The organism is Planctomonas sp. JC2975, assembly GCF_012985205.1.
In the GTDB taxonomy this organism is placed as follows: domain Bacteria; phylum Actinomycetota; class Actinomycetes; order Actinomycetales; family Microbacteriaceae; genus Humibacter.
The window spans coordinates 1,610,819-1,634,992 of the sequence record NZ_JABEKS010000001.1; the positions used below are offsets into that span (position 1 = coordinate 1,610,819).

Genomic DNA, 24,174 nt, shown 5'->3' on the forward strand with positions numbered 1-24,174 from the left:
GGGCGGCCTATCGGTCGATCGACGAGGCGAGCTCGACGTTCTCGGCGGGCTGACCGGACGGGCCGAGGCCCGGGTACAGCGGGAAGGCATCCGTCAGCTTCTTCACGCGCGCACGGAGCGTGGGGATGTCGGCGTCCGGACGCAGGGCGAGCGCGATCACGTCGGCGACCTCGGTGAACTCGGCGTCGCCGAAGCCGCGGGTGGCGAGCGCCGGCGTGCCGATGCGCAGGCCGGAGGTGACCATCGGCGGGCGCGGGTCGAACGGCACGGCGTTCTTGTTCACCGTGATGCCGACTTCGTGCAGACGGTCCTCCGCCTCCTTGCCGGTGAACTCCGACGTGCGCAGGTCGACCAGCACGAGGTGCACGTCGGTGCCGCCGGTGAGCACGTCGACGCCGACCTCCTTCGCGTCGTCAGCGGTGAGGCGCTCTGCGAGGATCTGCGCACCGCGGATGGTGCGCTCCTGGCGGTCGCGGAACTCGTCGGTCGCTGCGAGCTTGAACGCCGTCGCCTTGGCGGCGATGACGTGCATGAGCGGACCGCCCTGCTGGCCGGGGAAGACGTTGGAGTTGATCTTCTTCGCGATGTCGGCCTCGTTCGTGAGGATGAAGCCGGAGCGCGGACCGCCGATCGTCTTGTGCACGGTGGAGCTGGTCACGTGCGCGTACGGCACCGGCGACGGGTGCAGACCGGCGGCGACCAGGCCCGCGAAGTGCGCCATGTCGACCCAGAGCGTCGCGCCGACCTCGTCGGCGATCGCCCGGAAGGCCGCGAAGTCGAGGTGGCGCGGGTAGGCGGACCAGCCGGCGATGATCACCTTGGGCTGGTGTTCGATGGCCTTCTGCCGCACCACGTCCATGTCGACGCGGAACGTCTCCGGGTCGAGTCCGTAGGAGACAACGTTGTAGAGCTTGCCGGAGAAGTTGAGCTTCATGCCGTGCGTGAGGTGGCCGCCGTGCGCGAGCTCGAGGCCGAGGATGGTGTCGCCTGGCTGGGCGATCGCGCTCAGCACGGCCGCGTTCGCCGAGGCGCCGGAGTGCGGTTGCACGTTGGCGAACTCCGAGCCGAACAGCGACTTGGCACGCTCAATGGCGAGGTTCTCGGCGATGTCGACGAACTCGCATCCGCCGTAGTAGCGACGGCCGGGGTAGCCCTCCGCGTACTTGTTGGTGAGGACGGATCCCTGCGACTCGAGCACGGCGCGCGGAACGAAGTTCTCGCTCGCGATCATCTCGAGATAGTCGCGCTGGCGACCGAGCTCGAGATTCAGCACCTCGGCGATCTCGGGGTCGACCTCAGCGAGCGGCGCGTTGAAGGTGGGCGAAACGGTCATGCGTGGCTCCTCATGATTCGTACAGGGCGGACGTGTGCACGTACGTTGTTCGCGTCGGCCCAGGCGCGCGGCCGAATCCGCCCTCGATCTTCAGAGCTTTGGGTGTCTGACACACCCTGGTCGCTCCCCGATGGTGAACCATCCGCGACGGATCCGAATGCCCGGACCCCGCCGATACGCCAGTTGCGACGCCACGATCCTACCAGCGCGGTTCGGGCGCTCCGGCATCCGCTCCCCGCTCGTGCGACGACCTTCTACCCGCGAAATGGGGTGAGCGGACAAAGCTCGAACATGCTCTTTTGACACTTGTTCCGCTCATGTTCGATCATTGAAGCATGACGGATGACATGACGCGCCGCCCGGGCGCCGACCTCGAAGCGGAACTCACCTCGCAGCCGGATGTCTGGGAGCGCGCGGCAGCGCTGGCGAGCCGAGATCTGCTCCCGCCCGACGGCCAGCGCATCGCCGTGATCGGCTGCGGCACCTCCTGGTTCATGGCCCAGGCGTACGCGAGCCTGCGCGAGCGGAACGGGCGCGGCGAGACCGACGCGTTCGCCGCATCCGAGGCCTTCGTGGACCGCGACTACGACGCGATCGTCGCGATCACGCGCTCCGGCACGACGACTGAGGTGCTCGAGCTGCTCGACGACGTGCGAGGTCGCGCCCGCCGCGACAGGGCGCGGACGATCGGAGTCGTCGGGGATCCGAACACCCCCCTCGTCGAGCTCGTGGACGACGTCATCGCGCTGGCCTTCGCGGACGAGCACTCGGTCGTGCAGACGCGGTTCGCGACGAGTGCGCTCGCGCTGCTGCGGGCATCCGTCGGGCAGGATCTGTCACGGGCCATCGCCCAGGCCCGCGACGTTCTCGCCGCAGACCTCGACGACGAGCTGATCGATGCCGAGCAGTACACGTTCCTCGGAACGGGATGGACCGTGGGCATCGCCCACGAGGCCGCGCTGAAGATGCGCGAGTCCTCGCAGTCGTGGACCGAGTCGTACCCGGCGAAGGAGTACCGGCACGGACCGATCGCCATCGCGGCACCCGGCCGCGTGACGTGGGCATTCGGCGAGCCGCCGACGGGCATCGCCGAAGACACCGCCGCGGCGGGCGCCCGCTTCGAGCACAACCCGATCGACGCCATGGCGGATCTGGTGCGCCTGCACCGAGTGGCGCTGGAACGCGCGCGCCGCAAGGGGCTCGATCCCGACCAGCCGCGCAACCTGACCCGCTCGGTCATCCTGGACCGGCCATGAGCCACGCCGCGTCAACGGAGACGTCGGCCGCTCAGAAGAGCGGTTCGGACTCGGCGAGCGTCGACGAGGTCACGCTGCTCGGTCCTGGTGCAGCTGTACTCGCCTTCGATGTCGGCGGCACGGACATGAAGGCCGCGCTGGTCGACTCCGACGGACAGCTGCGCGAGACACTCCGCACGCCGACGCCGCTGGAGGGCGAGGGCACGGGACGTGCCGTGGTGGCAACGGCGGCGCGGCTCGCGAGCGAGCTGACCGCGCGGCACGCCGACGTCAGCCCGGCGGCGGCAGGACTTCTCGTTCCCGGCAACGTCGACGATGTGCGCGGCATCGGCGTCTTCGCCGAGAACCTCGGCTGGGTGGAGTATCCGTTTCGCGACGAGGGCTCGGCTGCGCTCGGGCTCCCCGTCGCGTTCGGGCACGACGTGCGGGGTGCGGGCGAGGCTGAGCACCGGCTCGGCGCGGCGCGCGGCTTCGACGACGTGCTGGTCGTGACGATCGGCACGGGCATCGCAGCAGCTGTCTACGTCGGCGGCCGGCTCCATACAGGGGGCGGCCTGGCCGGCGAGATCGGCCACGATCGCGTCGCGGAGGGACCGGTCTGCGCATGCGGCGGACGCGGCTGCCTCGAAGCCGTCGCCTCCGCGGCCGCGATCGCGCGCCGCTACACCGCACGCACGGGCCGCTCCGTCTCCGGTGCACGCGAGGTGCTCGACCGCATGCACCGCGGAGACGCCAACGCCGCCGCAGCCTGGGAGTCCGCGCTCGACGCGCTCGCGATCGGTTTCTCGCACGCCGTCGCCCTGCTCGCGCCACAAGCGATCGTCGTCGGCGGGGGCCTGTCGGAGGCGGGCGAGGAGTTGCTGCAGCCGCTGCGCGAACGTCTGGACGGCATCCTCACCTTCCATCGGCGACCGCTGCTGATCAAGGCGAGCATCGGAGCGGATGCCGGGCTCTACGGCTCCGCACTCGCCGCGCGCGACGTCGCAGCGAGTGAACAGGCGGAACAGACGCTCACAGCGGGAGGACACGCATGACCAGGGCCGCAACAGGGACCCTCGTGACGGATGCGGCGCTGGCCGGATCCGGGATCGGCGCGTTCAACGTGATCCACCTTGAGACCGCCGAGGCGATCGTCGCGGCAGGCGAGCGGGCTCAGCTACCGGTGATCCTGCAGATCTCGCAGAACTGCGTGGCATATCACGGCGGCCTCGAACCGGTCGCGAACGCCTGCCTTGCTCTGGCGGACGCCGTCACCACCCCTGTCGCTGTGCACCTGGACCACGCGGAGGACGAGCAGCTGGCCCGCCGTGCCATTCAGCTCGGCTTCGGCTCGGTCATGTTCGATGCGGCGCGGCTGGAATACGAGGACAACGTCCTGGCCACGAGGCGGATCGTAGAGTACGCGCACGCCGACGACGTCTTCGTGGAGGCGGAACTCGGCGCAATCGGCGGCAAGGACGGCGCGCACGCACCAGGCGTGCGAACGGATCCGGACGAGGCCGTGCGTTTCGTGGCCGACACCGGCGTCGACGCGCTCGCGGTGGCCGTCGGATCGTCGCACGCGATGACCGAGCGCCGCGCGTCCCTCGACCTTGACCTCATCGCCCGGCTGCACGACCGGCTCGACGTCCCCCTCGTGCTGCACGGATCCTCCGGCGTGCCGGACGACGACATCGTGGCCGCGATCCGCGCCGGCATGACGAAGATCAACGTGTCGACGCACCTGAACGGATACTTCACCCGCGCGATCCGCGAGTACCTGGACGCGAACCCGTCGGTGGTCGACTCGCGGAAGTACGTCGCCGCCGGCCGCGAGGCGCTCAGTCGCGAAGCGGAACGCCTGCTGCGGGTCTTCCACGACGTGCGAGACGAGGGGGCCGGCATCCGGATACAAGGGGAGGCCGCACGATGAACCGCACCGAGCGGCTCCGAGCGGTTCTCGACCTGCTCGCCGAGACGGGCCAGATCGAGGTGGATGACATCGTCGAGCGTCTCGGCGTCTCTCAGGCGACCGCCAGACGCGACCTCGACGCTCTCGCGTCGCAGCAGCTCCTCAGCCGCACCAGGGGCGGCGCGACGGGCCAGTCCGTCGCCTACGACCTGCCCCTGCGCTTCAAGCGCGAGCAGCACGCGGCGGAGAAGCAGGCGATCGCACAGGCGGCGAGCGCCCTCGTTCCCCGCGGCGCCGTCGTCGGCCTGTGCGGCGGCACGACGAGCACCGCCGTCGCGACCGCTCTCGGCGCCCGGCAGGATGTGGCCGAGCCGTCGTCGCATCCGACGCTGACGGTGGTGACGAACGCGATCAACATCGCGGCGCAGCTCCTGATGCGTCCGCAGATCAAGGTCGTGATGACGGGAGGCGTCGTGCAGTCGCGTTCGTACGAGCTCGTCGGCCCGTACACCGACTCCGTGCTGGGGCAGATCTCGCTCGACTACGCCTTCATCGGCGTGAACGGCGTCGATCCGAGGCTCGGTCCGACGGTGCACGACGAGCACGAGGCAGCGGTCAACGCGCTGATGGCGCGGAGGGCCGATCACGCAGTGCTGGTCGCGGACTCCAGCAAGATCGGGCGGCGCGCGTTCGCGACGGTGGGCGATCCTGGAGCGTTCGACACGATCATCACCGACGACGGGATCACCACGGGCCAGCGCAGGGCGTTCGAAGAAGCCGGCGTGCGCGTCATCGTGGCCTGAGCATCCGGCGGACCGTCGATCCCAGGTCGTTGGCAGGGCGCCGCCTTGCGCGGTACGAGCACCTGCTACCGTCGCGCACGTGACGAGCGCGACACGACCTGACCTGCTGCGTCCTGCGACGGGCGACGTCGCGCATCGGGTCACGTTCATCGAGCTGTTCTTCGACCTGGTGTTCGTCTTCGCGGTCACGCAGCTGTCGCACATCCTGATCCACGAGCAGGATCCGCTGGCCCTCCTCCACACCGTGATGCTGACGATGGTCGTGTGGATGGCCTGGGTCGACACCACGTGGGCCTTGAGCTGGCTCAATCCGGAACGCGGGCCGGTCAGCGCCCTGCTCTTCGTGCTGATGGGGCTCGGACTGATCCTCGCCGCCACCATTCCGCAGGCCTTCACGACGGAGGCGTTGCCGTTCGCACTCGCGCTCGTGGCCTTCAATCTGGGCCACAGCGTGTTCACGATGATCGCGTTCTCACGGCATCGACCGCAGCACACGGCGAACTTCGCGAGAATATCCGCCTGGCACGCCGTCGAAGGCGCGGTCTGGATCACCGGAGCGCTTGTGCCGGAGGGCGCTCGGGTGTGGGTGTGGCTGGTCGCCATCGCCCTCGCCTGGATCGCGCCTCGCGTGTTCTTCTGGGTGCCGGTGTTCGGCCGCTCGAATGTGGCGACCTGGGACGTCAGCGGCGAGCACATGTCGGAGCGCGTGAGCCTCTTCTTCATCATCGCGCTCGGCGAGTCCATCGTCGTCACGGGCTCGGCCTTCGCCCAGACGGGCCTCTCGTGGCTCGGCGTGACGGCGTTTCTCGCCGCCTTCGTCGGGACCGTGCTGATGTTCCTGCTCTACTTCCGTCACAATCAGCGCGGAGGCAGCGACTACATCTCACGGGCATCAAACCGTGGCATGATCGCTCAGACCGCGTACACCTACATCCCGATCCTCCTCGTCTTCGGCATCGTCGGATCAGCTGTCGCCGACGGGCTCATCCTGCGCCAACCGACGGTCGGAAATGACGCGTGGGTGGCGGGGCTGCTCTGCGGGTCCGCTGCCCTCTACGTGCTCGGCAACGCGCTGTTCAGCCGGGCGACGGGTGGCCCGTGGTTGTGGACTCATCTCATCGGCGCCGTGGTGCTCACGGCGATGATCGCCTTGTTCCCGATCGTCGAGCCCCTAGTCCTCAGCTGGACAGTGAATGTCGTGCTGGCCGCAATGGTGCTCAAGGAGACGATCGCACTGCGGCTGACCAGGCACACCGAGGAGTGAGGCGGTGCCATCGGATCCTTCACGACGACACCACCTCAGCCTCACCGCGGATGCGAAGCCCCCGACGCACCACGGCTTCCTGATCGGTTCGGGATTCCGTCAGGGATCGCCGCGTCGAAGCCGAATGTGACGCGACGATGGTCCTTTCATCTGAGGTAGACGCGCACGTGCGCGGATCATGACGCGAGTTCGCGAAGAGATTTTTCGAATTGCGGATCGGGTCCAGCCAACGCACAATCGAATCCACCCCCAATGACCGGTTCCCGACCGGCCGGCACCACACTCTCCGCGCCCGCGTGCGGAGACGGAAGGCAACCCGAATGGCAGGGCATCACTCGCCGCGCAGGATCGAGCGCGCCGGCGATGCAGAGCTGGTGCAGCTCACGCGCAAAGGCGACACGGATGCCTACGCCGCGCTGTTCCGCAGGCACGCCACGGCTGCCGCATCGGTCGCGCGCTCGGTGACGAGCACGTTCGAGCCCGATGATCTCGTCTCGGAGGCGTACACCAGGATCCTGCACGCGCTGAAGTCGGGCCATGGTCCCACCGGCGCGTTCCGTCCCTATCTCTTCACCACGGTGCGCAACATCGCCGCCACCTGGGGCCGGGCAGGCAAGGATGCCGTCGCACTCGCGCCCGACGAGCTCGACACGCTCGCCATCGCCGAGGACGACGCTCTCCTCATCCTGGACCGTTCGCTGACCGCACAGGCGTTCCGCACCCTTCCGCCGCGCTGGCAGGAGGTGCTCTGGTACACCGAGGTGGAGGGGATGCGTCCAGCCGAACTGGCGCCGCTCATCGGCGTCGGCGCGCAGGCCGCCGCGGCGCTCAGCTACCGCGCAAGGGAGGGCCTGCGCCAGGCCTGGATCCGAGCGCACCTCACGTCGGCGGAGCTCGAGCCGGAGTGCGGATGGACCGTCGAGAGGCTCGCAGCACACGCTCGGGGCCGACTCGGCAAGCGCGAGCGCACCCGCGTGGACGCGCACCTGGAGACGTGCGCGAAGTGCACCCTCGCCGCCGCGGAAGCCCGCGAGGCCGGACGCCGGCTGGTGTTCGTCCTGCTGCCGCTGGCGATCGGCGGGTCGGCGGCGACGGCATACGCCGCGACGCTGAAGTCCGGAGCTGCTGTCGGCATCGCTGCGGCGGGCGCCGGAGCTGCCGGTGGAGCGTCCGCCGGTGCGTCTGGAACTGCGGCGGGCGGGCACGCGGCAGGCGCGGCGGGGGGCGCACACGCGGCTTCGGGAGCGGCCGGCTCGTCAGGTCTGTTCAGCGGCGCGACGGGTGTGGTCGTCGGTGCGGCAGCGGCCGTCGTCGTGGTCGGCGCGGCGGTCGCCGGTGTGCTCGTGGCCACGGCGGATGACCATCCGTCGCGCGCTGCGGCGAAGGTCGCGACGGAGGCCGACAGGAGCTCCGCTGCACCCTCGGCTCCGACGAATTCGGATGCCGCGAGCCCGGCCGCCTCATCCCCTGCACCGACCAGCACCCCGACCCCATCGACGCCAGATGCCTCCACCCCGACGAACGCCCCCGCGCCGCCCGTCGACCCTGTCGGTCCTCCGGTGGCAGCGGATCCACCCGTCACGACGGATCCGCCGCCCGTCACCGTCACGCCGCCCCCGGCCCCGCCATCGGCCCCGGCGATCAGCGTCGACACGGCAGGCGGGCGGTACTACCCGATCGTGTTCGGCACCGCGGATCCGGGAGCGCAGGTCACCGTGTCCGGTGCCGGCACGATGGTCACGGTGCGGGCCGACGCGAGCGGCGCATGGAGCGCGGGCACCGCGCTCACCGGATTCGCCGCGGGCACAGGGACCGTCACCGCGACGCAGACGGGCAGCGACGGGATCGTCTCGGCACCGGCATCCGCATCGTTCACGCTGGCCGCGCCGCAGGCGAGCATCGCGCGGAGGGACGGCGTGCCGATAGCGCTCCTCACCGTCGTCGGCACGCCTGGCGCCACGGTCGAACTGCTCGTGGACGGTGTCTCGCACGGACTGTGGCGCATCGAGAGCAACGGCCGCGTTCGCGACGTCGTGCTGGGTCAACCGCACGGCCACGACATCGCTGTGCGCTATTCCGACGCTGCGGGCCGTGCCGGCCCCACGACACCCGTCTCGTTCACGCCTGCGGGATGACCCGCCTCCGGATCGAGAACGGGAACAGCACGATCGCCACCACCAGGATGGCCAGCGCCGCCCACGGCACAGCGTCGATGCTCCACACAGCGTAGATCGCGCCGCCGACGACGGCGCCGCCGCCGATCCCCACGTTGAACGCGGTCGTGTACAGAGCGCTCGCCGTGTCGCGGAACCGTGCCGATGCCGCGTGCAGCAACTCGGTCTGCAGAAGCGGTGGAAGGCATCCGAACGAGAGCGCCCACAGGGCGAAGGCGCCGATCGCCACAGGTGGGACGCCCGCGAAGGCGCCGAGGATCGCGATGGCGATCGTCGTCAGCAGCAGACCGGTCGCCGCCGCTGCACGCGGGATGCGTCCGAGCACCGTGCCGACGAGCACGGTGGCGACCGCTCCCATCAGGCCGCCGGCGAAGAGCATCGGGCCGACGGCGGCGGTGCCGAATCCCATGGCGTCGGAGACGAACGGCGCGACGTACGCGTTCAACGTGAAGCTGCCCAGCGTGATGAGCATGGTGAGCACGCAGATCATCAGCACGGGACGGATGCTCGCGTCCCTCCTGCGGGTCCGCTTGCGGCGCGCAGGCACCACCGTTCCGCCCGCCGTGATGGTCGGCACGCCGCCGGTGATGGATGCGACCCCGCCGGTCATCGTGTCGAGATGTGCGCTCGTCCGCTGCACCTTCGGCAGCATCGTGCCCACCACGGCGGCTCCGACGACGAGCAGACAGCCGACGACGGCGAACGCCGTGCGCCAGCCGAACGCGTGGCCGAGGATGGTCGCCAGCGGCGATCCCAGGATCAGCGCCAGCGACACCCCGCCCGAGGTGATCGCCACCGCACGTGCCAGCTGGTGCGGCGGCACGATGTGCCCCGCGTAGGCTCCGGTGACCGCCCAGAACACCCCGTGAGCCATGCCACCGGTGATGCGGGCGACGACCGCCACCCCGTAGTTCGGAGACACCGCCAGCAGCAACGAGCTGAGCCCGATCACCACGATGACGACCACCACGAGCGGTCGGCGCGGGATGCGCCGGGTGAGTGCGGTGAGCGGAGTCGTCGCGATGACGACGGTGAAGGCGTAGACCGACACGAGAAGGCCCGCCTGCGGTGTCGACACGCTCAGCCCGGACGCGACCTCCGGCAGGAGGCCCGTCGGCAGCGTCTCGCTCGTGACCGCGAGAAAGGCCGCAGCGGCGAGCGCGAGCATCCCGACCCACGGGAAGCGCTCTGCAGACGTAGCCGTCGACGATGCCGGCGTGCCGGTCTCACTGCGCACATCCGGGTCGGACGACGACATCGGTGCCCCCTTCATCGGCTGGTTCGATTGCGGATCGACGCTGTGCCATCACGCGGTCTCAACGGCGATTCCCTGCGGCGATTACCTACGGTGTTCCTCGGCTCCGGACATCAGGCGGAACGACTCACTCTAATCGATTCGACCACCGACGCGACGGGGCTCTTCGCACCGTGCCCTACCCTGGTGGGATGCAGCCCGACACGCCGGAAACGGCCGAGCAGCCCCGTGCTCTGCAGCACTGGGTGCTCACGCTCATCTGCGCCGACCGCCCAGGCATCGTGCACGCCGTCAGCGGTGCCGTGGTCGAGGCCCGCGGCAACATCACCGAGAGCCAGCAGTTCTCGAGTGCGGACACAGGGCGCTTCTTCATGCGGCTGCAGATCGAGTCGCCCGCCGACCGATCCGAGTTCGCGGCGGCACTGAGTCCCGTCATCCAGCGGTACGAGATGACGTCGACGCTCGACGTCGTCGGCCGTCCGCTGCGCACGCTGGTGCTGGCATCCACCGCAGCGCACTGCGTCAACGACCTGCTGTTCAGGCAGCGCGCCGGCCAGCTCGCGGTCGACATCCCTCTCGTGCTGTCCAACCACGGAGCACTGCGCGAGCTCGCGGGCTTCTACGGGGTGCCGTTCGAATCGATGCCCGTGACGGATGCCGCGAGCAAGGCGGCCTTCGAGGCACGCGTTCTCGAGGCTGTCGCCGAGCACGACATCGAGCTCGTCGTGCTCGCCAGGTACATGCAGATCGTGTCGCCGGAGCTGTGCGAGGCCCTGGCCGGACGGTGCATCAACATCCACCACTCCTTCCTTCCCGGTTTCAAGGGCGCGAACCCGTACAAGCAAGCGCACGCGCGCGGCGTGAAGCTCATCGGAGCAACGGCGCACTTCGTCACGAGCGACCTCGACGAGGGTCCGATCATCGAGCAGAACGTGGTGCGCGTCGACCACGCGCAGTCGCCGGCGCAGCTCGTGGCGATCGGTCAAGACGAGGAGAGCCGCACCCTTCGGCAGGCGGTGAAGTGGTTCGCGGAGAACCGCATTCTGCTCGACGGCGCGCGCACGATCATCTTCCGCTGACCAGGGTCTTCTCCTCGAGCGGTCGCGTCGGCCCGCACGCAGAACGAGCGTCTTCGGCCAACTATCATTGAGGGGATGTCTGCCCAGAATTCCGAGCACCGGCACGTCCAGATCGACTTCTGGGACGTGCTGCGGTTCGTCATCGAACTGTTCGCGTTCGTCAGCCTGTGCGTGTGGGGTTTCATCGCCTGGCCGTTCCCCTGGAACATCGTGGTCGGCATCGGAGCGCCGGCCCTGGCGATCGTGCTCTGGGCGCTCTTCCGCTCCCCGAAGGCCGTCATCCACGTCGACGCCTTCGGTAAGGCCATCGTCGAGATCATCGTGATGACAGCCGCTGCTTTCGCGTGGTGGGATCTCGGCCAGCCGATCGTCGCCGTGATCTTCGCGATCGTCGCGCTTGTCAGCGGCATCATCTCCGGCCGCAAGGAACTGTCATGAGCGCGACGCGAATCATCCGCGGAGCACGCAAGCTGGATGCCGGCGGCCAGGTCGACGACTTCTGGCTCGCCGCTGAGGGCGAGCGCATCGTGGCGACCGGCAGCGGATCCGGCTGGCGTGCCTACGCCGATGGCGCCGAGACCACGGATGCCGGCGGACGCTGGCTCACTCCCGGATTCATCGACCTGCACTCGCACGGCGCAGGCGGGGCGGCGTACGAAGGCGATCCCGACGAGATGGCCGTCGCGCTGGAGACGCACCGCCGTCACGGCACGACGCGCTCCGTGCTGAGCCTGGTCGCGAATCCGTTGGCGGAGCTGCGCGAGTGCCTCGAAGACATCGCGGACCTGGTGGAGGCCGATCCGTTGGTGCTCGGCTCACACCTCGAGGGTCCGTTCCTCAACCCCGACCGTCGCGGCGCCCACAACGTCGACTTCCTCCGCACGCCTGACGATCCGGAGCTCGTCGAGCAACTCATCGCTGCCGCCCGCGGCACGCTGCGGCAGATCACCATCGCCCCGGAGCTCCCCGGCGCCATGGAGGCCATCGACGTGCTCGTCGAGGCGGGCGTCGTCGTCGCCGTCGGGCACACCGAGGCCACGGAAGACCAGGCGAAGGCCGCGTTCGACCGCGGGGCGCGACTGCTGACGCACGCTTTCAACGCGATGCCGAGCATCCAGCACCGCGCGCCGGGCCCGATCATCGCGGCGTTCGACGACGACCGGGTCGTGCTCGAGCTCATCCTGGACGGTTTCCACGTGCATCCGGATGTCGCGCACCTCGCGTTCGTGCAGGCTCCCGGCCGTATCGCCCTGATCACCGACTCGATGGCCGCTGCCGGCGCCGCGGACGGCGACTACCGCCTCGGCTCGCTCAACGTGACCGTCACGGACGGCAAGGCGTTGCTCTCCGGCACGAACAGCATCGCGGGGTCCACGCTCACCCAGGATGTCGCCCTGAAGGTCGCCGTCGAGCGCACGCGCATCGAGCCCGCCGTCGCCGTTGAGGCGCTCACTCTCACGCCCGCGCGCGTACTGGGTCTCGACCACGAACTGGGACGCCTGGCTCCCGGATACCTCGCGGATGCCGTACTGCTCGACCACGAGTGGTCGGTGCGCGCAGTGTGGGCCGCCGGCGCGACGCTGGTCTGAGGTCGGCCGTCGCTTCACGGCGCCCCTAGTTCTCAGCACTCGAGCGCGGGCAGCGTCGGTGGTTTCGTCGGACCCGCGCCGAATCCGGACAGTACGGCAGGCAGCCCCGAGCGTGCGAACGCGTTCCGTGCCGCGATGCCGAAGCGTGTCGCCGGCACCATGAGGCGCACGTTGGCGCCGATCCGCTGCTTGCGCCTGACCCTGGTCCGCAGATCCGACTCGTACCGAGCCAACGCAGCGCTCCAGTCGTCGTCGGCTGCGGCGACGCTGTTCGCCAGCCGGTATGCACCGACGATCGCGAGCTCGGCGCCGGCCCCTGCTGCCGGTGACGCGCACCAGGCCGCGTCGCCGACGAGCACCACGCGTCCCCGCGCCCAGGAGGGCATGCGCACCTGGGCCAGCGCGTCGAAGTACAGCCCGTCGCCGGCGAGCACGGATGCGAGGAGTTCAGGTGTGCGCCATCCCGTCACGTCCGAGAATGCCTCGGCGAGCATCCGCCGCTTCCCTTCGACGGTGAGACGTGCATCGCCGTGCTCGCTCGTGCTCAGGGATGACCTGAAGGTGAAATACGACTTCGCCTGCGCATGATGGCCTGAGCGGTAGATCCCGGCCATCTTCCCCGGCACGTTGTACATCGTGACCCAACGGTCTTCACCGAGCGAGGCGTCGGCGTCGCCGAACGCGAAGTAGTGATCGCGGAATCGCAGGAACTCCGCTTCACCGCCGAACACCAGGCGCCGCACCGTGGAGTGCAGGCCATCCGCGCCGATCACCAGTGCGAAACGGTCGACGCTGCCGCTCTCGAAACGCACGCGGACGCCCGACGAGTCCTGCTCGATTCCGACCGGCGAGTCGCCGAATCGCACACCCGGCGCGAGCTCTGCGAGCAACGCCACCAGGTCGCCTCGCATGACCTCGACATCACCGGCATCCGCCGTACGGACTCGGGCGATCGTGCGGCCGCCCCCGTCGATGAACTTCATGCCGAGCACGTCGGCCGCCGATCGCTGCACGGCGTGCAGGATGCCCATGGCGTCGGCCACCGCGACCGCTTCGCCCCGCAGATCCACACCGTTGCCGCCGCTTCGGGGCCCTGATGCCTTCTCGATCACAACGGGTTCGAATCCGTGCCTGGCCAGCCAGTAGGCGGCGGTCAGCCCGGCGATGCTCGCCCCGACGATCAGGATTCTCTCCCGCATGGGTCCTCCTCGATGTGCAGAGGAACGGCTACAGTAAGTGAAACGCTCGTTCCGAATACATCATCTGAAACGGACATTCCATTTGTCAACCCGCACGGGCACAGCTCCCCCCGACGTCAGCCCTGCCTCTCCGCAGCCGCGACGTGCCGATGCCGTTCGCAACCGCGAGGCGGCGCTCCAGGCCACGATCGCGCTGCTGGCCGAGCCGGGCTCGACCCTCACCGTCGAGGCCATCGCGCGACGTGCCGAGCTTGGACCGGCGACGGTGGTGCGCGCATTCGGCAGTAAGGATGCGCTCATCGACGCGGCCGTCGCGGGACTCCTCGCCCCGCTCGTGGATCGAGCTCGCGAGCTCCGTGACGCCGGATCAGGGGATCAGGCGCTCATGACCTTCCTGCCGGAGTTGATGGCGTTCCACGCCGCGCACAGCGCCATCGACGAACGGCTAGCAGGCCTTCGCCTCCCGGCCGCGAACGAGCAGGAGTCCGCACTGGTCGCCGTGATGCACGAGTTGGTCGAGGACGGCCGGGCATCCGGCCGCATCCGCACCGACATCGACTCGGCCGTCATCGCCACCCTCATCGCCGAGACCACGCACGCGCTCGCACGCAGCGCCGCCACGGACCCGCAGGTCTACACGGCGTACGCGAAAGTGCTCGTCGACGGGCTCCGCAGCTCGCGCGCGGGCTGACCAACCCCGGAAGCCGGGTCGCCGCCCGCTTACAACTGCCAGCCCGGCTTGTTGTCGTACGTGTACGTGTAGTACTCGTTCAGCGTCAGCTTGCTGGCGGCCGCCTCGTCCACGATGACCGTCGCGTGCTCGTGGAACTGCAGGATCGATGCCGGGCACATGCTGGACACCGGGCCTTCGACCGCGGCGGCGATGGCATCCGCTTTGCCCTCCCCCTGCGCAACGAGCACGAGGCGCCTCGCGTTCATGATCGTGCCGAGTCCCTGCGTCACGCAGTGCGTCGGCACCTCGGCGAGCGAGTCGAAGAATCGTGCGTTGTCTGCGCGGGTCTTCGGAGCCAGCGTCTTGATGCGCGTGCGCGAGGCGAACGACGAGGTCGGCTCGTTGAATCCGATGTGGCCGTTGGCACCGATGCCGAGGATCTGGATGTCGATGCCGCCTGCATCGGCGATCGCCTGCTCGTAGTCGCGACAGGCCACCTCGATGTCGACGGCCCGGCCGTCTGGCACCTGCACGAGCGTCGGATCCATGCGCAGCGGCTCGACCACTTCGGTGCGGATCACGGATGCGTAGCTCTGCGGGTGCTCCTCCGCGATGCCCACGTACTCGTCGAGCGCGAAGCCGCGCACTCCCGTGAAGTCCAGCGTGCCGGCTGCCACGCGCCCTGCGAGGCTCCCGTAGATGGCCAGGGGTGAGGATCCGGTCGCCAGGCCGATCACCGCGCGCGGCTTGGATTCCACCACGCGCTCGATCAGGTCGGCGGCCAGCGTGCCCACCTCGTCGGCGGTCTGCTTGATCACGACTTCCACGGATGCCCCTCCTCGGGTTTGATCGTCGTCGTTCAGTCTTGCGGAACGGGGAGGCCGACTCCACCGGGCTCCGGTGCGCCGGTGGTGCCGATCAGCGCCGCGCCGACGGCTGCGGCCGGAAGACCGGCTGGGAGCATCCGCACGCGGTCGGCCACGTCGAGTGATCGCAGGAAGGCCGAGTCGTGCTCCCAGTCGCGCAAGACGTCCAGCACGGGACTCAGGAGCCGCCCGCCGAGGTTGCTGACGCCGCCGCCGATCACGACGGTCTGCACGTCGACGGTCAGCACCAGAACACGCACGGCGGATGCCACGCCCGCGGCGAGCGTGTCGCGCACAGCCAGCGCCCGCTCGTCTCCGGCGTCCGCGGCATCGAAGAGCTCGACAGCCGGCAGGGCCGCCTTCGACGGCCACATCCGAGCGATGCCGGATCCGGATGCCAGCGTCTCGAGGCATCCGCGCTGCCCGCAGCTGCACACCGCGCCCTTCGGGTCGACGGGGATATGACCGATCTCGCCCGCGCCGCCACCTGATCCGCGCTGCAGCTCGCCGTCGACCACGATCCCGGCCGCCATGCCGGTGCCGAGGTTCAAGAGCGCTGCCGAACCGGTGAGCCCGAGCAGATGGTAGGTGCCCAGCGACGCGGCCTTCACGTCGTTCTCGACGCGCACCGGAACACCGACGCGGAAGCTCAGCTCGGCGCCGAGCGAGAGCTCCTCGACTCCGAGGTTCACCGCGTGGCGGACACGTCCCGAGTCCGGATCGACCATGCCCGGAATACCGACGCCGATCGTCTCCGCCGCCACGAGCCCGGTTCCCGCCTGTTCGATGACAGCGCGAACGGACCGCTCAGCGGAGTCGAGCACCGCGGCCGGCCCGATGCCGGTCGGAACCCGCACACTGGCACGCACCCCGCCCCGAGCGTCGAGGACGACGGCGTCGGTCTTCGTCCCGCCGATGTCGAGGCCGAGCCTCACCGCCGCTCCCCCTGCGGATCCGCATCGGAGACAGAACCCTGCGCCGCACGGTCCGTGCCGTCGAGGAACGCCATCAGGGCGCGCCCCATCAGGCGCGAGCCACCGAAGGTCGCGACATCGGCGTAGGCGCGGTCGTCCGCCGGCCATCCCATGTCGACCACGAGAGTGGTCCGCTTCGCGCGCAGTGCATCGACCGCTGTCCGAGCGAAGTCGTAGCGGTGCACAGCCTTGCCGATCACGACCACACCTCGATTCTCCGGCACCGCGCCCAGGATGTCGCCTATCCGGGCGTCGAGAACGCCGCGCGCGGCATCCGTCTCGCCGACGACGAACTCCGCATGCTCGGCCCACGCCCGCGAGTCCGTCGCTTCCGGTGCCGCCCCTACCTGGGCGAACGGCCCCCATGGCGCGACGCCGACAGCGATATTCGCCTCGGTCTCGAGCCGGACGACAGCGAAGGGGCCTTCCTTCTCCGTGGCACGCAGCGCCGACAGTGCCGACTCGCGCACGTCGAAGGCCTGCTGCGCCCGCTCGATGCCGACGAGATGCGTCTCGCCGCTCGTGGCTTCGCCGGTAGAGCTCGTCGGAACCGGCCCGGCCTGGGGAGCGGCTTCCACAGGTTCCTCCGACGACAACGCGAGGTCCCTGGCGAGCTCGCGCACCCGACCGGCCGCCTCCGCGACCCGATCCGCGCTCAGCCGACCGGCCGCGATGGCCTCCTCCACAGCGCTCACGATGTCGCCGATCAGTTCGTCCGCCGTCTCCGTCCCTATGCAGAGCAGGTCGCAGCCGGCAGCGAGTGCACGCACAGCGGCCTCAGGAATGCCCGTCTCACCGCTCGCCCCCTTCATATCGAGGGCATCGGTGACGATGACGCCGTCGAAGCCCAGTTCCTCGCGCAGCAAACCCTGCAGGATGCGCGGCGAGAAGGTGGCAGGACGCTCGGCGTCCACCTGGGGAAGCATGATGTGCGACGTCATGATCGTGCGAACGCCGGCCTGGATCGCGGCACGGAACGGCACGAGCTCGCGCTCGCGCAGTTCTTCCAGCGAGCGATCGATCACCGGGAGCGACAGGTGCGAGTCCATCGCCGTGTCGCCGTGTCCGGGGAAGTGCTTGGCGCATGCCGCGACGCCCGTCGACTGGAGGCCGTCGACGAAGGCGGCGCCGTGCCTGGCGACGAGTGCGGCATCAGATCCGAAGCTGCGGACCCCGATGACCGGGTTGTCCGGGTTGGAGTTCACGTCGACGTCCGGCGCGAAGTCGAGCGTGCAGGAGGTGGCACGCAGAGCGGATCCGACGCCGCGCCCCACGCGCTGCGTCAGCTCGTCGTCGTCGAGCCTGCCGAGCACGGCGGCTCCCGGATACGGCGATCCGTCCGCGTAGTTCAGCCGGGTGACGTCGCCGCTCTCCTCGTCGATGGCGATCACGGCGAGCTGATTCGCCGTCAGGATCGCCTCGTTCAGCGCGTTCAGTTGCGCGGGCGAAGCGATGTTCGGACCGAACACGCACACTCCGCCGAGTCCGGCCTCGAGACGCACGCGCAGCGCCTCCGGCAGCTCGGTGCCGACGAATCCGGGCAGCAGCGTCGTCGCGATGGCGCGCGTCCGCTGAAGCGGATCGCCCATGTCGATCGACTGCTCCGACACGGCGGTGCGATGGGCGCGACGAGTCGCCTCTGGCTCAGACATGTTTGTTAGTAAAGCTTACGAACATCCATCGCTGCAAGCCGAGCGGATGTGACACGCTCGCAACACAGGAGTTACCGCGTGTTATCAATTCTTTATGAGGCTCAACTTGACAAGAGGTTTGTAAGGCAGCTTCACTAACAAACCATCGGGCAGACGCTCGCTTGTCGCAAAGACGCACGGATCGAGGTGAGCATGGCGCAGTTGCGCGTGACGTCGAAGGCGTTGCCGGAGCACAACCGGCAGCACAATCGGTCCCTGTTGCTGCAGACGCTCTTCCACGACGGACCGATGAGCCGCGCCGACCTGGCCCGCGAATCCGGTCTCACCAGGGTCAGCGTCTCCGATCTCGTCAACGAGCTGGCATCCGAGGGGCTCATCAGCGAACTCGGCACCCGCACCGGCGCGCACGTCGGCAAGCCGGCCCAGCTCATCGGACTCAACGAGAACGCCTACCACGTGGTGAGCCTCGACCTGTCGGCCGACGACCGTTTCGTCGGCGCCATCGTCGGACTCGGCGGCGAGATCGTGCACCGCGCAGAAGTGCCACTGGAGAACGCCAAGGGCGATGACGCGGTGAGCAAGGCCGTCGGCCTGGCGCGCGATCTGGTGAAGCGGTCGACGGTGCGACTGCTCGGCATCGGCGTCGGCACGCCCGGCATCGTCGACCAGGACGGCGTCGTGCTCTCGGCCCCGAACCTCGACTGGACCGGACTCGACCTCGCGGAGGTCTTCCGCACCGAGTTCGGCGTCCCGGTGCACGTCGGCAACGACGCGAACGCGGCGGCGCTCGCCATCCACACCTTCCACGACCCCGGCCAGAGCTTCATGCTGGTCGCCATCGAGCATGGCGTGGGTGCCGGGCTCATCATCGGCGGCGTGCTCGTCGAGGGCGAGCACTCGACGGCCGGTGAGATCGGCCACCTCGTCGTCGACGAGAGCGGCGAGCGATGCGTGTGCGGACGAGACGGATGCCTCGAGCAGGCCATCGCCGTCCCCCACCTCCGGGCGCGGTTGCGTGCAGCGGGCGACGCCCAGCGCGAGAAGGTGCTGGCGGATGCCGGCCACTCCCTCGGACTTGCCCTCGCCCCGATCATCGCCGCGCTCGGTCTCGACGACGTCGTGCTCGCGGGTCCCAGAGATCTCGTTGAGGGGACGTTCCTCGACGCAGCCCTCGACACCGTGCGCTCCCGCACGCTGTCCGCCGTGGGCGACGGCGCCCGGATGACGATCGCCGACGACAGCCACGACCTCGTTCTGCTCGGCACCGCCGTGTTCGTGCTCGCCGCCGAACTGGGGGTGTCGTGATGAGAACGGCAGGAACGGAGCCGGGGACACCGTCGCGAGGCGCCCCCAACCCCGCCCCAACACAGACTTCTGGGCTCACATCCCAGTCGGCGATCGCGACCTGAGGTCGACGCTCGCACCATGTCCGTGCTGACAACACGGACGCACATCCCTCACAAGGACGCGGAACGCCCGCGCTCACAACACTAGGAGATACATTGCGCAAGTCACGCATTCTCGCGGCTGGTGCCATCGGCATCGCCGCCGCGCTGGCGCTGAGTGCCTGCTCGGGCAGCGGAGCAGGCAGCTCCAACGCGAACGGCAGCAGCCTCTCGTCCGTCGACGGCAAGGGCAAGACCATCACGGTCTGGGCCATGAACGGCGACCTCACCAACGACACCCTGAAGGTCATCAACGACGAGTTCACCAAGGAGACCGGTGCCAAGGTCAAGGTGCAGCTCCAGGAGTGGAACGGCATCGGTCCGAAGGTGACCACCGCTCTCTCGACGACCACCCCGCCCGACGTGATCGACGTCGGAAACACGCAGGTCGCCGGCTACGCCGCCAACGGCGGTCTGCTCGACATCACCAAGTACAAGAGCGAGCTGCAGCAGGGGCGCACCTGGCTCGGCGGCCTCGAGGACCCGGCGACGGTCGACGGCAAGCTGTACGGCGTTCCGTCCTTCGCAGGCACCCGCGCCGTGATCTACAACAAGAAGATCTGGGCCGCCGCCGGCGTCACCGCGGCACCGACGACGTACGACGAGTTCACCGCAGACCTCGACAAGATCAAGGCCGCGAACGCGGGTACCCCCGACTTCTCCGCTTTCTACATGCCCGGTCAGTTCTGGTACTCGGGCCTGCAGTTCGTGTGGGACGCCGGTGGAGACATCGCGACGCAGAGCGGCAAGAGCTGGAAGGGCGGCTTCGAGTCGGCCTCCGCTCAGAAGGGTCTGACGGCCTGGAAGAAGTTCGAGAACGCGTACTCGGTCGAGTCCGCACGCACGCTGGACACCGACAAGCCCGACCAGGACCAGGTGTTCGCCGACGGCAAGGCCGCGACCATCCTCGGCAACGGCTGGGAGATCGGCTCCATCACCACGGACAACAAGAGCCTGACCACCGACGACCTGGGCTCGTTCCCGTTCCCCGGCGTTTCCGGCAAGAACCAGCCGGTCATGCTCGGCGGCTCGGTGTGGTCCGTCCCGGTCAAGAGCAAGAACCAGCAGCTCGCACTGGTGTGGACGAAGATCGCCGCCAGCCCGAAGGTCCAGGACAAGTACGTGTACGGCGTGCAGAAGTGGATCCCGAACAGCGTCGAGGGCGCCAAGGCCGCGACCAGCGACTCCGGCCTCCCGGAGATCCAGAAGGGCTTCTTCACGGCGGCTCAGGACTCGAAGTCGACTCCGTCGGCCGCGAGCTGGTCCACCATCGAGGGCAACAAGTCGATCAACCAGTTCTTCGCCTCGATCGCATCGGGCACCGCGACACCGGCTGACGCCGCGAAGTCGTTCGACGCGACCCTCGAGAAGACGCTGAACGACCAGTAATCACCTCAACGGACAAACGATGAGTTCTCCCTCTGCAACGCTCGTTGCAGGCGAGGGCACGGCTGCCGCGGTCTCCCCGCGGCAGCCGCGTCCGCCCCGCCGCAACGGTTCCCGACTCTTCCCGCTCTGGCTGCTGACGCCGGCCGGACTGGTGATGATCGCCCTCGTGCTCGTGCCGATCGCGTTCCTGGTCTTCACCTCGTTCACCGACTACAACCAGCGCTCGCTGTTCACCGGCGCGTTCGACTTCATCGGTTTCGACCAGTACACGAAGATCTTCGCCGACCCCGACTTCTGGTGGTCGGTCGTGCGCACGCTGCTCTTCACGGCCGCCATGGTGGTGGGAACGATCGTGATCGGCATGGGGATGGCTCAGCTGCTCACGCGGCTCGGCACCGTGATGCGCTACGTGGTCACCGTCGTGATGATCTTCGCCTGGGCCATGCCGACCGTGGCATCCAGCCAGGTCTGGAACTGGTTGTTCCAGCCCGGGTACGGCGTCGTCAACTGGCTGCTCACCCAGACGCATCTGTTCGGCGACATGACGAACGTGGCGTGGTCGAACAATCCGTTCCTCGCCTACGTGTGCATCTGGCTGCTGATCGTGTGGGGCGGCGTTCCGCTGATCGCGCTCACGCTCTACGCGGCGCAGACCCAGGTGGATCCGGCGTACCTCGAAGCCGCACGCCTCGACGGTGCGGGCGAGGCGAAGATCTACTTCTCGATCGTGCTCACGTTCCTGCGCCCGACCCTGCTGCTCATGACGATCCTGTCGGTGATCTGGGACTTCAACGTGTTCAACCAGATCTGGCTGGTCTCGCAGGGCGGCCCCAACAACGCGACGGCGACACTCGGCATCTTCGCGTACAAGACCGCGTTCGTCGGCACCCAGGTGGGCACCGGATCGGCCATTACCGTCGTCACGACGATCATGCTGCTGGTCGTTACGGCCTTCTACATCCGCAACCTGCTCCGATCGGGAGAGGACCTATGAGCACCATCGTCGAACCCGTCGCAACGGCTGAGGCCGGTGCCGTCGAGGAGACTGCGGATCGCGTGGTCACGAAGGCGAAGCGCGGCAAGCGCCCTCGCATCGTCTCCAACGTCATCGCCGTCGTCTTCAGCGTGGTGTGGATCTTCCCCGTCTACTGGATGATCAACACGGCGTTCAAGCCTCGCAACGAGGTCATGTCGTCGACCCCGATCTTCTTCCCGCACTCCCCCACGCTGTCGAACTTCATCGCGGCGTTCACCGAGAGCGACTTCCTCCTCAACCTGCGCAACAGCGTGATCGTCGTCGTCGGCACGCTGATCGTGGCCATCGCGCTCGGTGCGCTTGCCTCCGCCGCGCTGTCCCGGTTCCGGTTCAGAGGAAGGAGGACCATCCTCGTCGTCATCCTTGCGGTGCAGATGCTCCCAGGGACCGCGCTGCTCATCCCGCAGTTCCTCGTGTTCAACAACCTCGGGCTCACGAACAACTACTTCGGCCTGATCCTCGCCTATGTGGCAGCGACACTTCCGTTCTCCATCTGGGTGATGCGCGGGTTCTTCGTGGCCATCCCTGTCGAGCTGGAAGAGGCTGCCCGCATCGATGGAGCGAGCGAGTTCCGCATCCTGTGGAGCGTGCTGTTCCCGCTCGTCACGCCGGGGATCATCGCGACCAGCATCTTCGCGTTCATCGCCGCGTGGAACGACTACCTCGTCGCGTACACGTTCATGAGCGACCAGTCGATGTACACGCTCCCGGTATGGCTGGTGTCGTTCACCACGCCGACGACCGGAACGGACTTCGGCGGGCAGATGGCGGCATCCGTGCTGTTCTCGCTGCCGGTCGTCGTGTTCTTCCTCATCATTCAGCGCAACCTCGTCTCCGGCATGTCGGCCGGCGCCGTGAAGGGCTGACCGGACCGAGCTCTCCGATTCCGGGCTCCTGCGCCGCCGCGCGGGGACTCGACGCGACACGTCGCCCACTCAGGCGGCTGGCCGGCGTGTCGCGCCGATTCTCCGCACGGCGGCGTTCTGCATCTCCGCGCTCTCAGCCGGGGCCGCCGCAGCGTACGCAGACCAGAACCCTCCGGTGATGGCGTTCAGACCGCGGCGGGCGCAGCTGGTCTCGGACGCTTCGGCCTGCGCCCCCAGATCGACAGCACGAGAATGCCGATCACCGAGATCACGATGAGTCCGACCACGTACAAGACCTGGGCGAGGCTCGATATGGACTCGGCGGTGGCCGGCAGCAGAAGGCCGTAGGAGAGCTGCTTGACCGCCCCGCCGGTGAACTCCACGGCGAGGAGGGTGGCGATGAAGCTCATCGAATCCCACAGCGAGTGCAGCACGGCGACGGCGACGAACGCGATGACGACCGCCCACCACTTCGCGGTCCTGCCGATCGCGGCGAAGATCGCGGCGCCGAGGATCGCGGTCCAGAGCACGTGCCCGACGGGTGTGAGCACTCCACGGACCGCTTCCGTCTGCAACATGGAGAGCAGATCGATCCCGTGCCGGGTCAGGCCGGCGTTGAACGCGTAGCCGGCCGACTCGAAGGCGGCGAATCCGGCACCGACGACGGCGCCGAGCAGCGCGCCCTGGTGTCCGTTCTTCGGACGCACCGCGAGGCCGATCACCACGAACACCGCTCCCTTGCAGAACTCCTCGATGGCGCCGATGCCCAGGTACATGTACCAGGAGGGCTGCAGGTTCACTTCCAGGATGGAAGCACCCAGCACACCGAAGACGCCGCCGATGAAGAACGCCAGGATCAGTCGCGTCATGTCGAGGTTGCCCTCCGTGCGCTCCGAGGCGTACATCACGACGCTGAACGGAACAAGGAAGCTGCCGAGCAGGATCACGGTCGGCACCAGGTTCGTGTTCTGCGTTCCGAAAGTGACGGCAGCGGCGATGATCCACAGCGCGACTCCACCGAGGAGCGTTTTCCACCACCAGCCGTGACGCTTCGGCTTCGCGTGCGATCCGCCCGGTGCGGCCGGCTGCACGGTCGGTGTCACGCTCTGCGGAGCCTGGTCTGCGGCATTCGGCGTCGCGACCTGTTGCGGCGCCGGAACGGCCGCCGCCCCGCCGGCCCGTGCACCCGTGTCGGGCGCGGCATCCGGTGTTCCACTCATCACTGTCCCCCCTCGCGCGAGGCACGCCCGCACGCACAGCCTGTCCCACCGTTTCCGCACGGCCATCGGCTGTTCCGGGTGATATCGGCGTGCATCCGCCGTGGCGTTCGCCTCGTGCAGCTCGCCCCGGCCAGTCGTGCGGATGCCTACAACGAGCCGCCCCTCTGCCCGCCGACCGCTGTGTGCAGCGTGCAGCGACTGGGGTCCCGA

At 68.7% G+C, this 24,174-nt stretch carries 21 protein-coding genes; 14 read left to right on the plus strand and 7 right to left on the minus strand.

What is annotated here, in order from left to right; all coding sequences use genetic code 11:
* Positions 1-7: 7 nt before the first annotated feature.
* Complete coding sequence (gene glyA, locus HII28_RS07480; protein WP_170024823.1) at positions 8-1,333, minus strand: serine hydroxymethyltransferase; 1,326 nt, start codon at positions 1,331-1,333, stop codon at positions 8-10.
* Positions 1,334-1,668: 335 nt separating this feature from the next.
* Here glyA and HII28_RS07485 point away from each other — a divergent pair, with 335 nt between their 5' ends.
* From HII28_RS07485 to HII28_RS07510, 6 genes are all read left to right on the plus strand, one after another.
* A complete protein-coding gene (locus tag HII28_RS07485; RefSeq protein WP_170024824.1) occupies positions 1,669-2,589 on the plus strand; it encodes an SIS domain-containing protein in 921 nt (306 codons plus the stop codon).
* Positions 2,586-3,623: an ROK family protein gene (locus tag HII28_RS07490; RefSeq protein WP_170024825.1), complete on the plus strand. Its 1,038-nt coding sequence runs from the start codon at positions 2,586-2,588 to the stop codon at positions 3,621-3,623. Before HII28_RS07485 ends, HII28_RS07490 begins: the two co-directional genes overlap by 4 nt.
* Entirely contained in the window at positions 3,620-4,501 is an 882-nt protein-coding gene (locus HII28_RS07495; RefSeq protein WP_170024826.1) for a class II fructose-bisphosphate aldolase, read from the plus strand. Before HII28_RS07490 ends, HII28_RS07495 begins: the two co-directional genes overlap by 4 nt.
* Positions 4,498-5,283, plus strand: coding sequence for a DeoR/GlpR family DNA-binding transcription regulator (locus tag HII28_RS07500; protein ID WP_170024827.1), 786 nt, complete (start codon positions 4,498-4,500; stop codon positions 5,281-5,283). Before HII28_RS07495 ends, HII28_RS07500 begins: the two co-directional genes overlap by 4 nt.
* A gap of 79 nt (positions 5,284-5,362) precedes the next feature.
* Positions 5,363-6,547 (plus strand): low temperature requirement protein A, encoded by a 1,185-nt coding sequence (locus HII28_RS07505; protein WP_170024828.1) that lies wholly within the window; start codon positions 5,363-5,365, stop codon positions 6,545-6,547.
* Positions 6,548-6,867: 320 nt separating this feature from the next.
* The gene (locus HII28_RS07510; RefSeq protein WP_170024829.1) at positions 6,868-8,682 is read left to right on the plus strand and encodes a sigma-70 family RNA polymerase sigma factor; all 1,815 of its coding nucleotides are present in this window, start codon (positions 6,868-6,870) and stop codon (positions 8,680-8,682) included.
* On the opposite strand, the gene HII28_RS07515 is transcribed toward HII28_RS07510, so the two are convergent.
* Positions 8,666-9,979 carry an MFS transporter gene (locus tag HII28_RS07515; protein WP_170024830.1) on the minus strand — a complete coding sequence of 438 codons (1,314 nt, stop codon included), beginning with the start codon at positions 9,977-9,979 and terminating at the stop codon, positions 8,666-8,668. The genes HII28_RS07510 and HII28_RS07515 overlap by 17 nt on opposite strands.
* 188 nt (positions 9,980-10,167) lie before the next feature.
* On the opposite strand from HII28_RS07515, the gene purU reads away from it, so the two are divergent.
* The 3 genes from purU (at position 10,168) to nagA (ending at position 12,644) form a co-directional block, all read left to right on the plus strand.
* The gene (gene purU, locus HII28_RS07520) at positions 10,168-11,055 is read left to right on the plus strand and encodes a formyltetrahydrofolate deformylase (RefSeq protein WP_170024831.1); all 888 of its coding nucleotides are present in this window, start codon (positions 10,168-10,170) and stop codon (positions 11,053-11,055) included.
* Positions 11,056-11,130: 75 nt separating this feature from the next.
* On the plus strand, positions 11,131-11,493 hold the full coding sequence (locus tag HII28_RS07525) for a YrdB family protein (RefSeq protein ID WP_170024832.1): 363 nt from the start codon (positions 11,131-11,133) through the stop codon (positions 11,491-11,493).
* Positions 11,490-12,644, plus strand: a complete 1,155-nt coding sequence (nagA, locus tag HII28_RS07530) for an N-acetylglucosamine-6-phosphate deacetylase (RefSeq protein ID WP_170024833.1) — start codon at positions 11,490-11,492, stop codon at positions 12,642-12,644. Before HII28_RS07525 ends, nagA begins: the two co-directional genes overlap by 4 nt.
* Positions 12,645-12,676: 32 nt before the next feature.
* Here the strand turns inward: nagA and HII28_RS07535 are convergent, their stop codons facing one another.
* Positions 12,677-13,843: an FAD-dependent monooxygenase gene (locus tag HII28_RS07535; protein WP_170024834.1), complete on the minus strand. Its 1,167-nt coding sequence runs from the start codon at positions 13,841-13,843 to the stop codon at positions 12,677-12,679.
* Positions 13,844-13,925: 82 nt separating this feature from the next.
* Between HII28_RS07535 and HII28_RS07540 the strand changes: the two genes are divergently transcribed.
* Positions 13,926-14,534 (plus strand): TetR/AcrR family transcriptional regulator, encoded by a 609-nt coding sequence (locus HII28_RS07540; RefSeq protein ID WP_170024835.1) that lies wholly within the window; start codon positions 13,926-13,928, stop codon positions 14,532-14,534.
* 29 nt (positions 14,535-14,563) lie between these two features.
* Here the strand turns inward: HII28_RS07540 and nagB are convergent, their stop codons facing one another.
* The 3 genes from nagB to nagZ are packed head-to-tail and all read right to left on the minus strand — an operon-like array spanning position 14,564 to position 18,008.
* The gene (nagB, locus tag HII28_RS07545; protein ID WP_170024836.1) at positions 14,564-15,343 is read right to left on the minus strand and encodes a glucosamine-6-phosphate deaminase; all 780 of its coding nucleotides are present in this window, start codon (positions 15,341-15,343) and stop codon (positions 14,564-14,566) included.
* A 32-nt stretch (positions 15,344-15,375) separates the two neighbouring features.
* Positions 15,376-16,317: an ROK family protein gene (locus HII28_RS07550; RefSeq protein WP_170023360.1), complete on the minus strand. Its 942-nt coding sequence runs from the start codon at positions 16,315-16,317 to the stop codon at positions 15,376-15,378.
* Positions 16,314-18,008 carry a beta-N-acetylhexosaminidase gene (gene nagZ, locus HII28_RS07555; RefSeq protein WP_240977271.1) on the minus strand — a complete coding sequence of 565 codons (1,695 nt, stop codon included), beginning with the start codon at positions 18,006-18,008 and terminating at the stop codon, positions 16,314-16,316. The genes HII28_RS07550 and nagZ overlap by 4 nt, the downstream gene beginning before the upstream one ends.
* 192 nt (positions 18,009-18,200) lie before the next feature.
* Between nagZ and HII28_RS07560 the strand changes: the two genes are divergently transcribed.
* From HII28_RS07560 to HII28_RS07575, 4 genes are all read left to right on the plus strand, one after another.
* Complete coding sequence (locus HII28_RS07560; protein ID WP_170024837.1) at positions 18,201-19,313, plus strand: ROK family transcriptional regulator; 1,113 nt, start codon at positions 18,201-18,203, stop codon at positions 19,311-19,313.
* Between the two features lie 197 nt (positions 19,314-19,510).
* On the plus strand, positions 19,511-20,842 hold the full coding sequence (locus HII28_RS07565) for an extracellular solute-binding protein (protein ID WP_170024838.1): 1,332 nt from the start codon (positions 19,511-19,513) through the stop codon (positions 20,840-20,842).
* A 19-nt stretch (positions 20,843-20,861) separates the two neighbouring features.
* The gene (locus HII28_RS07570) at positions 20,862-21,836 is read left to right on the plus strand and encodes a sugar ABC transporter permease (RefSeq protein WP_170024839.1); all 975 of its coding nucleotides are present in this window, start codon (positions 20,862-20,864) and stop codon (positions 21,834-21,836) included.
* The gene (locus HII28_RS07575; protein WP_170024840.1) at positions 21,833-22,744 is read left to right on the plus strand and encodes a carbohydrate ABC transporter permease; all 912 of its coding nucleotides are present in this window, start codon (positions 21,833-21,835) and stop codon (positions 22,742-22,744) included. The genes HII28_RS07570 and HII28_RS07575 overlap by 4 nt, the downstream gene beginning before the upstream one ends.
* A 185-nt stretch (positions 22,745-22,929) precedes the next feature.
* Here the strand turns inward: HII28_RS07575 and HII28_RS07580 are convergent, their stop codons facing one another.
* Positions 22,930-23,964 carry a PrsW family glutamic-type intramembrane protease gene (locus HII28_RS07580; RefSeq protein ID WP_170024841.1) on the minus strand — a complete coding sequence of 345 codons (1,035 nt, stop codon included), beginning with the start codon at positions 23,962-23,964 and terminating at the stop codon, positions 22,930-22,932.
* Positions 23,965-24,174: the final 210 nt, after the last annotated feature.

Excerpts from the sequence above, each read along its gene's own strand:
- nagA (WP_170024833.1), top strand. The coding sequence starts at position 11,490 with ATGAGCGCGACGCGAATCATCCGCGGAGCACGCAAGCTGGATGCCGGC.
- HII28_RS07560 (WP_170024837.1), top strand. The coding sequence starts at position 18,201 with ATGGCGCAGTTGCGCGTGACGTCGAAGGCGTTGCCGGAGCACAACCGG.
- HII28_RS07490 (WP_170024825.1), top strand. The coding sequence starts at position 2,586 with ATGAGCCACGCCGCGTCAACGGAGACGTCGGCCGCTCAGAAGAGCGGT.
- HII28_RS07515 (WP_170024830.1), bottom strand. The coding sequence starts at position 9,979 with ATGTCGTCGTCCGACCCGGATGTGCGCAGTGAGACCGGCACGCCGGCA.
- nagZ (WP_240977271.1), bottom strand. The coding sequence starts at position 18,008 with ATGTCTGAGCCAGAGGCGACTCGTCGCGCCCATCGCACCGCCGTGTCG.
- HII28_RS07510 (WP_170024829.1), top strand. The coding sequence starts at position 6,868 with ATGGCAGGGCATCACTCGCCGCGCAGGATCGAGCGCGCCGGCGATGCA.
- HII28_RS07525 (WP_170024832.1), top strand. The coding sequence starts at position 11,131 with ATGTCTGCCCAGAATTCCGAGCACCGGCACGTCCAGATCGACTTCTGG.
- HII28_RS07570 (WP_170024839.1), top strand. The coding sequence starts at position 20,862 with ATGAGTTCTCCCTCTGCAACGCTCGTTGCAGGCGAGGGCACGGCTGCC.
- purU (WP_170024831.1), top strand. The coding sequence starts at position 10,168 with ATGCAGCCCGACACGCCGGAAACGGCCGAGCAGCCCCGTGCTCTGCAG.
- HII28_RS07495 (WP_170024826.1), top strand. The coding sequence starts at position 3,620 with ATGACCAGGGCCGCAACAGGGACCCTCGTGACGGATGCGGCGCTGGCC.
- HII28_RS07485 (WP_170024824.1), top strand. The coding sequence starts at position 1,669 with ATGACGGATGACATGACGCGCCGCCCGGGCGCCGACCTCGAAGCGGAA.
- HII28_RS07575 (WP_170024840.1), top strand. The coding sequence starts at position 21,833 with ATGAGCACCATCGTCGAACCCGTCGCAACGGCTGAGGCCGGTGCCGTC.
- glyA (WP_170024823.1), bottom strand. The coding sequence starts at position 1,333 with ATGACCGTTTCGCCCACCTTCAACGCGCCGCTCGCTGAGGTCGACCCC.
- HII28_RS07500 (WP_170024827.1), top strand. The coding sequence starts at position 4,498 with ATGAACCGCACCGAGCGGCTCCGAGCGGTTCTCGACCTGCTCGCCGAG.
- HII28_RS07535 (WP_170024834.1), bottom strand. The coding sequence starts at position 13,843 with ATGCGGGAGAGAATCCTGATCGTCGGGGCGAGCATCGCCGGGCTGACC.
- HII28_RS07580 (WP_170024841.1), bottom strand. The coding sequence starts at position 23,964 with ATGAGTGGAACACCGGATGCCGCGCCCGACACGGGTGCACGGGCCGGC.